This window comes from Corynebacterium variabile, from assembly GCF_006539825.1.
Lineage (GTDB): Bacteria > Actinomycetota > Actinomycetes > Mycobacteriales > Mycobacteriaceae > Corynebacterium > Corynebacterium variabile.
On sequence record NZ_BJNT01000013.1, the window covers coordinates 116,551 to 126,375 of the forward strand.

Consider the following 9,825-nt stretch of genomic DNA (forward strand, 5'->3'; position numbering starts at 1 on the left):
CTACTTGCCGCCCTGTGCGGCGACGGCGGCGGCACCGGCTTCAGCGGCCGCCGGGTCGAGGTACTCGCCACCGGGGTTGGTGACGGAGCCGTCGGCGGCGAACCGGTAGACCAGCGGAATGCCGGTCGGGATGTTCAGGCCGGCGATGTCCTCGTCGGAGATGTTGTCGAGGTGCTTGACCAGGGCGCGCAGCGAGTTGCCGTGGGCGGCGACCATGACGGTCTCGCCGGACTCGAGGCGCGGGAGGATCTCGACGGTGAAGTAGGGGACGAAGCGCTTGACGACGTCGAGCAGGCACTCGGTGCGCGGCGGGTTCTCGATACCGGCGTAGCGCGGGTCGCCGGCCTGGGAGTACTCGGAATCGTCCTCCAGTTCGGGCGGCGGGGTGTCGTAGCTGCGACGCCATGCCATGAACTGGTCGTTGCCGTACTTCTCCTTGGTTTCGGCCTTGTCGAGACCCTGCAGCGCACCGTAGTGACGCTCGTTGAGTCGCCAGTCGCGGATCACGGGGATCCAGAGGCGGTCGGCGGCATCCAGGGCGAGGTGCGCGGTGGTGATCGCACGACGCAGCAGCGAGGTGTACAGGATGCCGGGCTCGAGGCCGGCCTCGGCGATGAGCTTGCCGGCGTTGGCACCCTCGGCGCGACCCTGGTCGGTGAGGTCGACGTCGACCCATCCGGTGAACTGGTTGGAGGCGTTCCACTGGCTCTGCCCGTGACGGAGCAGGATCAGTGTGCCCTTGTTGTCGTTGCTCATGGCCTTCATTGTGCCACGGGTGTGGTGGGGGTACAGCGGCGAGGACCGGGATTCACCCGTCTTCACCGCGAGTTTCCCGGGATGCGGCCTGGTGTTCCCGTTGCGTGGGACGGGCGGGCGGACGGTGGTGGCGGCAGGGACCGGTCGGGGCCCGAACGCGGACGCTGCAGACCTGCTGTGGCCGATACCGAAAAGTTTTACCAGCTACCCGAGTCATAAAGTGACATTTCCGCAGGTCGCGAAAAGTCTTACCGGTCGGAACTGGTAACACTTTCCAGTGACGGCTCACAACAGCGACAGGTCAGCTGGTCGGCGGGGCCGGGGCGCCGGGGCCGGGGGTCGCGGCCGACGGGGAGGACGCCGGGGAGTCGGAGGACGCAGCGTCCTCCCTCGCAGCGTCCTCCGCAGGACGCAGCTTCTGGAACGCCTCGAGATTGCGGGTCGACTCCCCCCGCTTGAGCCGCCACTCCCACTCGCGGCGGATCGAGCTCTCGAATCCCCGCTCGAGGATCCGGTTGAAGTCACCGTCGGCGAGTTCCAGCACCTGTCCCAGGATCCGCTGCACGTCATCGGCGGTCAGCGCATCCGTGAACTGTCCGGCCAGGTAGATGTCCGAGTTGTTGTCCAGCGTGTAATGCACGCCGAAGGCCTTCCGGTTGTGCTGCAGCAGCATCCGGTACACGTCGGCATGGTTCTCCTCGACGGCACGGCAGACGAACGCCTCGACCCGCACACCGTTGTCCTGCGGGATGAACAGGGTGTTCGTCTTCAGCCGCGCCTCCCCCGGCAGCACGACCGCGGCCACCCCGTTGGAGAGGGTGTATCCCGTCCCTCCAGTCTCCGGATCACCCTCCGGGCCTCCGAGTGCAGCGTCCAGCAATGAGGTCAGATCAGCAAGTTCCATGGCTCCGAACTTACCCCCGGGCGCCGGATCCGGGCGCCGGAATCAGTGCAGCGGCACGCCGTGCGGAACCCGGTCCGACGACTCCGCCGCGCCGTCGCCCAGTGCCCGGTCGTAGACGGCCTGCATCCGCTCGACCGTGGCGTCCCACGAATAGACCGCCGCATGTGCGGGCGCTGCGGCACCCATGGCGATCCGCACGTCATCGTCGATGACCAGCTTTTCGAGGGCCTCTGCCCACACCGACGGGTCGTGTCCGTCGACGAGCAGTCCGGACTCGCCCTCGGTGACCGTCAACGGCAGCCCTCCGACCCGCGCCGCCACGACCGGGGTACCCGACGCCTGCGCCTCCAGCGCCACCAGCCCGAAGGATTCGTTGTAGCTCGGCACCGCGATGATGTCCGCGGCCTGGTAGACGGTCACCAGCTCCTCCGGCGGACGCGGCGACAGGAACCTCACGTAGCCGGTCACCCCCAGTTCCGCCGCCAGATCGTGCAGCTCATCAGGGCGCTCCAGTCCGGTTCCCGACGGTCCACCGCAGATCACCACGCGGATGTTCTGACCCGGGTGGCGGCGGATCAGCTCGGCGGCGGCGCGCAGCAGGATGTGCGGGCCCTTGAGCATCTGGAGACGTCCGATGAAGGCGATGACCTTCGCGCGCAGCGGGATGCCGAGTTCACGGCGCGCCCGCTCGGTCGCCCGGTCCGACCCCGGGGTGAACCGCTCGATGTCCACACCCGGCGCGACGATGGCCAGTCGCTCAGGGTCGGCGTCGTAGGCGGCGGTGATCGCGGCGGACTCCTCGTCGGTGTTCACGATGATCCGGTCGGCGTTGTCGATGATCTGCTGCTCACAAATGCGTCGGGACTCCGGCTCCGGGGTGTCGCCGTCGGCCAGGCCCAGGTTCTTCACCGCCGCCCAGGTGTGCGCGGTGTGCACGAGCGGAACGCCCCACAGGTCACGCAGCAGCCAGCCGACCTGTCCGGACAGCCAGTAGTGGGTGTGGATCAGGTCGTAGATCCCGGCCCCGGTGCGGGTGCAGGCCGTCTCCGGCACATCGCTGCGGCGGGCCGCCTCGGCCCGCACGAAGGCGATGACCGAGCCGGTGAAGGCGGTGAGCTGCGTCGGCAGTGATTCTTTGGCCAGCCCCTCGAACGGCCCGGCGACACAGTTGATGACGCGGAATCCCGGCTCCACCTCCACGACCTCGCCCTGCGAGGCCCGGGTGGCGCGGGTGAACACATCCACCTCCACCCCGTGCGACGCCAGGTGCGAGGCGACGTTCCGGACGTAGACGTTCATCCCCCCGGCATCCCCGATACCCGGCTGCTCCAGCGGGGAGGTGTGCATGGAAATCATCGCGACGCGCATGCACCGGATACTAGTCAGTCCTGAAGGGTCACGCCGATCCACACCGGCTCAGGAACCAGCGACACCCCGAAGACCTCGCGCACCCCGTCGCGCACCGCGGTGGCGAGCTCGACAATGTCCTCCGAGGACGCCGACCCCCGGTTCGTCAGGGCCAGCGTGTGCTTCGTCGAGAGGCCGGCCGGTGCGTCCTCCCGGATCTTCCAGCCCTTCGGGAAGCCGGCGCGTTCGATGAGCCACGCGGCGGAGAACTTGAACTGCGGACGACCGTCGGTGTCGGTACCTGCCGGATAGCACGGCATGCCCTCCACCGCCGCGGCCCCGCAGTGGTCGGCGACCCTGGCGGTGACAGCGTCCCGGGCGTCCTCCCCGGTGACGACTGGATTGGTGAAGAAGGAACCGGCGGACCAGGTGTCGTGGTCGGCGTCGTCGAGGACCATGCCCTTGCCCGCGCGGAGCGCAAGCACCGCCTCACGCACCTCGGCGACCGGACGCCGCGGGTGGTCCTCCCCCTCGGTGACGCCGAGTCGTCGCGCCAGCTCACCGAAACGCAGCGGCACCGAGAGGCCGTCGGTCGTCAGCCGGAACTCGACTGCGGTGACCACGCCACGGGCGGTGAACTTCAGGTTCGAGTAGCGGTAGGACAGGTCGAGGGTGTCCGGGGTGACCCAGGCGAGTTCGCCGCTCGTGCGGTCGAGCAGCTGGACGCGCTGCAGCAGGCCGGAGACTTCCGCTCCGTATGCACCGATGTTCTGTACCGGGGACGCCCCGACGGTGCCCGGGATACCGGAGAGGCACTCCAGGCCGCCGTAGGTGTGCTGCACCGACCAGGCGACCAGGCAGTCCCAGACCGTGCCGGCGGACGCGCGGACGATGACGGACGTGGCGTCCTCCCCGACGACGGTGGGCTGTTCGTCGGTGACGGCGACGACCGCGACAAGACCGTCGACCTCGTCGCCGACCACGAGGTTGGAGCCGCCCCCGACCACCAGAAGGGGGACGCCGGCATCATCCAGGGAGCGGACAGCGGAGGCCAGGGCGTCGGGCGTGGCGCACTCCACGGTCGCCGCCGGTCGACCTCCGACACGCAGGGTGGTCAGATCGGCGAAGGTGGCGTCTGTCGGGCGCACACCGGGGGTGGCGGACAGTGATGCGGGAAGGGCATCGGGCACGGGACGAGGGAGGGGGTCAGCAGAACTCACGACGTTTACCGTAGTCTGTTCGCATGACTACTCACATCGAAACCTCGGCCTCGGTCAACGCACCGGTCGAGAAGGTGTTCGCAGCCCTCAGCGATCGCGCGTACTGGGAGTACGACGCCCAGCACCTCTCCGACGAGCCGGGCGAGGTCAACTCCTTCTCCGCTGACAACGGCATCGAGGTCACCCTCTTCGAGGTCCTGCCCACCGACGCACTGCCCGAGGCGGTACGCTCCATGGTCTCCCAGAGCCTCAAGCTGAAGCGCGTCATCTCCTTCGAGCCGCTCAACGACGGTGTCTCCAACGGCGAAATGTCCGCCGAGATCAAGGGTGCCCCGGTGAAGTTCACCGCCGAGCTGACCCTCTTCGAGGAGAACGGTGTCTCCACACTCGAGGCCGAGGCCGATGTCGACGTGACGATCCCGATGATCGGTGCGGTCATCGAGCCCAAGGTCGCCGACGCCGTCAAGGACATCCTCGTCAACGAGGCAGCCCTCGTCGAGAAATGGATCTCCGAGAACGCCTGAGTCCTCTTCCCCACCCCCTACCACGTTCCCGACCCGTCGCTTCTGCTCCCCCGGTTCCCCTGATACCGGTGCAGAGGCAGCGGGTTTTCTGAGCGTTGGTGAGGTGGTGCACCTGTCCGTTCACTGGCAGGCGCTCGCTGATTCCCCGACAATCGACACCCTCACCCGCTACCCCACTGGCCGCAGGCTCACCCCGTAGGCCACACTGGACGCTGTGACTCACGCATCCAACGCATCCTCTGACAGCTGGGGCCGTCCTGCCGACGCCCCGACCGGCTACCCCGGCACCGACGCAACCGACGGTGCCGCCACCGGGAGTGGACGCAGGACCGCCGGGAAGCGCCGCGGCAACAAGGCCGTCAAGATCCTCGTCACCGTGGTCGTCGTCATCCTGCTGCTCCTCGCCGCCGCGGAGTTCGGCCTGCGCTTCTACCTCAAGGGGCAGATCGCCGATGAAATGCGCGACTCCTCGGCGGAACAGGGCATCGAGCTCTCCGGCGACCCGGACGTCAGCTTCGGTGCCTCGCCGATGCTGCTCGGCCTGGCCCAGGGCAAGCTCTCGCGGGTGACCGTCGACCTGCCCTCGAGCCTCGACATCAGCTACGAGGACAGTGACCGGTCCAGGCCGGTCGTCACCGGCCAGCCGGCCGCCACCATGAACGCCAAGGACATGGAGATCACCGGCGACGACCCGGTGATCGGTGACCTCACGCTCGACACGGTCCTCCCCCAGGACTACCTGCTCGCGGTCCTCCAGAAGTCCATGTCCGAGGAAGGCGGCGACCAGGCAGCCGACGACGGCGGCGCAGGCGACCTCCTGTCCGGACTGATCCAGATCACCGGCGTCACCACGAACGAGGAGACCGGCACCCTCGACATCGAGATCAGCAGTGGCCTCGCCACTCTGTCGATGACGCCGACCGTCACCGACGGGAAGATGTCCTTCGAGGTCGCAGACATGAAGATCCTCGGGATGAGCATGCCGGACTCCCTGGTCGGTGACCTCTCGGACTCGCTGACCCAGACCATCGAGGAGACGGAGAACCTGGAGGTCACCGACGCCTCGGTCACGGCGGACGGCCTCAAGGTCCGACTGCACGGCACCGACATGAAGGTCGACGACCTCGCCTCCGAGGTGGACGCCAGCACCGACGCCACGCTGGCCGGCGCCTGACGGTCAGGGCAGTCAGGCAGGCGCGCCGGCGAGGACCGCCTCTGCGGAGGAGACGCCGAGCCGGGTGGCCCCCGCCTGGATCATCGCGACGGCGGTGTCCCAGCCGCGGATCCCCCCGGACGCCTTGACCCCCAGGCGTCCGCCGACCTCCTCGGCCATGATGCGCACGGCGTCCACCGAAGCACCGCCGGCCGGGTGGAACCCGGTGGAGGTCTTCACGAAGTCCGCACCGGCTGTCGCTGCAGCCCGGCAGGCGGTCCGAAGCTGCTCGTCATCGAGCAACGCGGACTCGAGGATGATCTTCAGCGTCACCGGTGCGGGCACCGCCTCACGCACGGTGACGATCTCACTGATCAGCGCATTCGCGTCCCCGGCCAGAGCATTGGCGATGTCGATGACCATGTCGATCTCGTGGGCCCCGTTGGAGACCGCCAGCCGCGCCTCACTCGCCTTGATCAGCGGGTGGTGCTTGCCCGAGGGGAAGCCGACGACAGTGGCGACCAGAAGAGACGCCGGCACGTCGCGCAGCGGCAGCATCGACGGGGAGACACACACCGCACCGCAGCCCAGCCGGGCGGCGTCCGCCACGAGAGCGTCGACATCGGCGTGCGACGCCTCGGGCTTGAGCAGTGTGGCGTCCATGACCGCGGCGACCTGTGCACGCGAGGGAACCGGTCCGGTGCCGGCCCCGGTCACTGGGCGTTCCCCAGGACCTCGCGGATGCCCGGGCGGACGTCCTGCCAGTACACACCGACGACGACCGCGGCGATGATCCACACGAAGCCGACGCCCAGCGGGGCGAGCAGCAGAATCGCCGCCGCGGAGCCTGCCAGTGCGCCGATCCAGTTCATCTTCTTCCGGTCGATGACGTAGAAGGCGTCCTCCCTGGTCATCGCGGTCTGGATCGCGCCCACGACCGCCAGAATGACGATCACGAGCTGGATGAACAGCAGAAGATAGGCGAGGGCGTCGAATCCGTAGGCCACCGGGTTACTCATGGTTGTCCAGCCTACCGTGGTGCGCGCGCCTGCTCAGCACGGCGCTCAGAACAGACCGAAGGCCAGTTCCGAGAGCGAGTAGATCAGCAGCCCGGCGAGAGAGCCGACGACGGTACCGTTGACCCGGATGAACTGCAGATCCTTGCCGACCATCAGCTCGATCCGGTCGCTGGCCTCGTCGGCGTCCCACCGCTCGACGGTCTCGCCGATGATGCCGGTCACCTCGCCGGCGTAGTTGTCCGCCAGGTAGGACGCCGCCCCGACGATGCGTCGTTCCAGGTCTGCGCGCAGTTCCGGTTCCTCGCGTACGCGGGTGGCGAACTCGGTGATCCAGTCGACGATCTTGCGGCGCAGCAGGGACTCCGGGTCGCGGGCCATGTCCGTGAGCGTGGCGCGCACGTTCTCCCACACCGACGCCGGCAGCCCCTGGACCGGCGCGGACGCGAGGATGTCCGCCTTGAGGTCCTCCACGCGGGTGATCATCGCCCCGTCGTGCTGGAGATCCTGGGCGAGCTGGTGGAGGAAACGGCGGATCGCGTGCCGGGCCTCGTGGTCGGGGTCGGCGCGGACGTCACCGGTGAAGGCGATGAGTTCCTTCTGCACCTTGTCACCGACAAGTTCCCGGACGAACCTCGGCGCCCAGGACGGGGTGCGCTCGTCGACGAGTCGGGCGACGAGATCCCCGCTGGAGGTCGCCTTATCGTCCAGCCAGATGACGACGGCGTCCACCGCGGGCTCGACGCGTCCTTCCGCGATGAGCTGTTCCAGGGCCCGGCCCAGCGGCGGGCCCCAGGCGGGTTCGGCGGCCTTGTCGATGATCAGGGTGCGCAGCAGCTGCTCCGCCTCGGCGGGGTCGATCCCGTTGACGATCAGATCGACGAGGCGTCCGGCCTCCTTGCCTGTCCGCTCAGCCCCGCCCTGGTCCAGCACCCAGTCTGCGGCGCGCTCAGGGATGTGGGCCTCCGAGAGCTTGCGCGAGATGAGCGTGGCGTTGAGGAAGTTCTCGCCCACGAACTCGCTGAGGGCGTGGCCGACCTGGTCCTTCTTCTGCTTGATGATCGCGGTGTGCGGCACCGGGATACCCAGCGGGTGACGGAACAGGGCGGTGACGGCGAACCAGTCGGCCAGTGCGCCGACCATCCCGGCCTCGCTGGCGGCGCGGATATAGCCGGTCCAGCCGGCGTCGCGTCCGGTGGCCTCCAGCCAGCGGCAGAAGAGGTAGATCAGGGTCGCGAGGACCAGCAGACCGGTGGCGATCCGCTTGTGGCGGCGCAGGTCGGCGCGTCGTTCTGCCTCTGTCTCGGGCGACGGGCCGGGGACGGTGCTCGTGGGGTCGACCCGGGGATCGACGTGGGGGTCGTGTGCAGTGCTCATTGTGCTGTCCAGTATCCCCCGAACACGGCGGAGACGCCCACAGGGCGGTCGTCGCAGCTGACATACATGACATACACAGCGTCGGTCCGTAGTCTCGATGGCCCACCACACACCAGGGAGGATCCCCAGATGACCCACGACCAACTCACCTTCATCGACCCGGCCCACCGCTACCCGTCGATCGACGCACCGGAGCAGTCCCAGCCCGAACCCGGCCTGGAGTCTGAGATGATCCCGACGCCCGACATCGGCGCGGAGACCTACCGCGGTACCCGGCGCCTGCAAGGACGCCGGGCACTGATCACCGGTGGCGACTCCGGCATCGGCGCCGCAGTCGCCGTCGCCTTCGCCCGGGAAGGCGCGGATGTCGCCATCAACTACCTGCCCTCCGAGGAGGAGGACGCCCGGCATGTCGCCGAGATCATCGAGACTGCGGGACGCACCGCCGTACTGCTGCCCGGAGACCTCTCCGAACCGGAGACCGCGTCCCGGATCGTCGAGGAGGCTGTCGACCGGCTCGGCGGGCTGGACGCTCTGGTGAACAATGCCGGGCGCCAGATCGCCGTGGAGGGGTTCGCGAATGTCACTGACGAGCAGCGGCACGAGACCTTCGAGACCAACATCCACGCGATGTTCCGGGTCACGCAGGCTGCCCTGCCCCACCTGGAACCCGGGTCCACGATCGTGAACACCACATCCATCCAGGCCTACGACCCGTCACCGCACATCATGGACTACGCGGCGACGAAGGCCGCGATCAACAACTTCTCGAAGGCCCTGGCCCAGGAACTGGCGCCCGAGGGGATCCGGGTGAATGCCGTGGCACCGGGGCCGATCTGGACGGTGCTGCAGCCCGCGCAGGGGCAACCGGTCGAGGCACTGCCGGAGTTCGGGAAGAACACCCCGCTGGGACGCGCCGGTCAGCCGACCGAACTCGCTCCCGCCTATGTCTTCCTGACGTCGCCCGAGTCCAGCTACGTCGTGGGATCGACAATCCACGTCAACGGCGGTCAGACCAGCCCGTAGCGGGGCCTCCCCTCTACTGCACGCGGCCGGTGGACTCCTTGTAGCGGCGGTACGCGGCCCTGCCGTGGTGGATGGACCAACCACCGTAGGCGAGCATCAGCACCCCGACGATCAGGCCGATCACGCCGATGACGTTGCCGTCAGGCTGACTGACCGGGCTACCGCCGAACCCTGCGGATGTGAAGCCGAAAATGGCCACGCCGAAACCGGCGAGCGACGAGAGGATCACGCCCATGCCGATCCAGGTCCACCCCTGCATGAGGGACGAATGATGCGAGTCCCAGCTGCTGGGGACGTAGCCGTCCAGGTACACCGGCTCGCCGTTGATGACGGCGACACGCTTCTTCTTGTTCTCCTTCATGAGTGACATGGCGTCCTCCTTCTCCGGAAACAGACGCGGTAGTGGTGTGGTCGGTGGTGGTATCCGCCGATATCCGCGTCTTGTCTCCATGATCGCACGGAACGCCGGAGGCCCGCACCACCCGAAAGGGTGGTGCGGGCC

At 68.2% G+C, this 9,825-nt stretch carries 11 protein-coding genes; 3 read left to right on the plus strand and 8 right to left on the minus strand.

Annotated elements, in window-relative coordinates:
• From CVA01_RS08905 to CVA01_RS08920, 4 genes are all read right to left on the minus strand, one after another.
• Nucleotides 1–756 (minus strand): phosphoglyceromutase, encoded by a 756-nt coding sequence (locus CVA01_RS08905; RefSeq protein WP_141330135.1) that lies wholly within the window; start codon nucleotides 754–756, stop codon nucleotides 1–3.
• A 301-nt stretch (nucleotides 757–1,057) separates the two neighbouring features.
• Complete coding sequence (locus tag CVA01_RS08910; RefSeq protein ID WP_014011239.1) at nucleotides 1,058–1,660, minus strand: type III secretion system chaperone family protein; 603 nt, start codon at nucleotides 1,658–1,660, stop codon at nucleotides 1,058–1,060.
• Nucleotides 1,661–1,702: 42 nt separating this feature from the next.
• Complete coding sequence (gene mshA, locus CVA01_RS08915; protein WP_141330137.1) at nucleotides 1,703–3,028, minus strand: D-inositol-3-phosphate glycosyltransferase; 1,326 nt, start codon at nucleotides 3,026–3,028, stop codon at nucleotides 1,703–1,705.
• Between the two features lie 14 nt (nucleotides 3,029–3,042).
• Nucleotides 3,043–4,227 carry a UDP-N-acetylmuramate dehydrogenase gene (locus tag CVA01_RS08920; protein ID WP_073884645.1) on the minus strand — a complete coding sequence of 395 codons (1,185 nt, stop codon included), beginning with the start codon at nucleotides 4,225–4,227 and terminating at the stop codon, nucleotides 3,043–3,045.
• A gap of 23 nt (nucleotides 4,228–4,250) precedes the next feature.
• Here CVA01_RS08920 and CVA01_RS08925 point away from each other — a divergent pair, with 23 nt between their 5' ends.
• Nucleotides 4,251–4,751, plus strand: coding sequence for a DUF2505 domain-containing protein (locus CVA01_RS08925; protein ID WP_141330138.1), 501 nt, complete (start codon nucleotides 4,251–4,253; stop codon nucleotides 4,749–4,751).
• 214 nt (nucleotides 4,752–4,965) lie between these two features.
• On the plus strand, nucleotides 4,966–5,925 hold the full coding sequence (locus CVA01_RS08930; RefSeq protein WP_141330140.1) for an LmeA family phospholipid-binding protein: 960 nt from the start codon (nucleotides 4,966–4,968) through the stop codon (nucleotides 5,923–5,925).
• A 12-nt stretch (nucleotides 5,926–5,937) separates the two neighbouring features.
• On the opposite strand, the gene deoC is transcribed toward CVA01_RS08930, so the two are convergent.
• Genes deoC through CVA01_RS08945 form a run of 3 tightly spaced genes read right to left on the minus strand, consistent with a single transcriptional unit; the run spans nucleotide 5,938 to nucleotide 8,297 of the window.
• On the minus strand, nucleotides 5,938–6,567 hold the full coding sequence (gene deoC / locus CVA01_RS08935; RefSeq protein ID WP_218024569.1) for a deoxyribose-phosphate aldolase: 630 nt from the start codon (nucleotides 6,565–6,567) through the stop codon (nucleotides 5,938–5,940).
• 50 nt (nucleotides 6,568–6,617) lie between these two features.
• Nucleotides 6,618–6,923, minus strand: coding sequence for a DUF2516 family protein (locus tag CVA01_RS08940; RefSeq protein ID WP_014011245.1), 306 nt, complete (start codon nucleotides 6,921–6,923; stop codon nucleotides 6,618–6,620).
• A gap of 45 nt (nucleotides 6,924–6,968) precedes the next feature.
• Entirely contained in the window at nucleotides 6,969–8,297 is a 1,329-nt protein-coding gene (locus CVA01_RS08945; RefSeq protein WP_141330144.1) for a DUF445 domain-containing protein, read from the minus strand.
• A 129-nt stretch (nucleotides 8,298–8,426) separates the two neighbouring features.
• Here CVA01_RS08945 and CVA01_RS08950 point away from each other — a divergent pair, with 129 nt between their 5' ends.
• Nucleotides 8,427–9,323: an SDR family oxidoreductase gene (locus tag CVA01_RS08950; RefSeq protein ID WP_141330146.1), complete on the plus strand. Its 897-nt coding sequence runs from the start codon at nucleotides 8,427–8,429 to the stop codon at nucleotides 9,321–9,323.
• Nucleotides 9,324–9,336: 13 nt separating this feature from the next.
• Here the strand turns inward: CVA01_RS08950 and CVA01_RS08955 are convergent, their stop codons facing one another.
• Nucleotides 9,337–9,693 (minus strand): YidH family protein, encoded by a 357-nt coding sequence (locus tag CVA01_RS08955; protein WP_244938229.1) that lies wholly within the window; start codon nucleotides 9,691–9,693, stop codon nucleotides 9,337–9,339.
• Nucleotides 9,694–9,825 lie beyond the last annotated feature (132 nt).

Excerpts from the sequence above, each read along its gene's own strand:
- CVA01_RS08905 (WP_141330135.1), bottom strand. The coding sequence starts at position 756 with ATGAGCAACGACAACAAGGGCACACTGATCCTGCTCCGTCACGGGCAG.
- CVA01_RS08910 (WP_014011239.1), bottom strand. The coding sequence starts at position 1,660 with ATGGAACTTGCTGATCTGACCTCATTGCTGGACGCTGCACTCGGAGGC.
- mshA (WP_141330137.1), bottom strand. The coding sequence starts at position 3,028 with ATGCGCGTCGCGATGATTTCCATGCACACCTCCCCGCTGGAGCAGCCG.
- CVA01_RS08925 (WP_141330138.1), top strand. The coding sequence starts at position 4,251 with ATGACTACTCACATCGAAACCTCGGCCTCGGTCAACGCACCGGTCGAG.
- deoC (WP_218024569.1), bottom strand. The coding sequence starts at position 6,567 with ATGGACGCCACACTGCTCAAGCCCGAGGCGTCGCACGCCGATGTCGAC.
- CVA01_RS08940 (WP_014011245.1), bottom strand. The coding sequence starts at position 6,923 with ATGAGTAACCCGGTGGCCTACGGATTCGACGCCCTCGCCTATCTTCTG.
- CVA01_RS08945 (WP_141330144.1), bottom strand. The coding sequence starts at position 8,297 with ATGAGCACTGCACACGACCCCCACGTCGATCCCCGGGTCGACCCCACG.
- CVA01_RS08950 (WP_141330146.1), top strand. The coding sequence starts at position 8,427 with ATGACCCACGACCAACTCACCTTCATCGACCCGGCCCACCGCTACCCG.
- CVA01_RS08955 (WP_244938229.1), bottom strand. The coding sequence starts at position 9,693 with ATGTCACTCATGAAGGAGAACAAGAAGAAGCGTGTCGCCGTCATCAAC.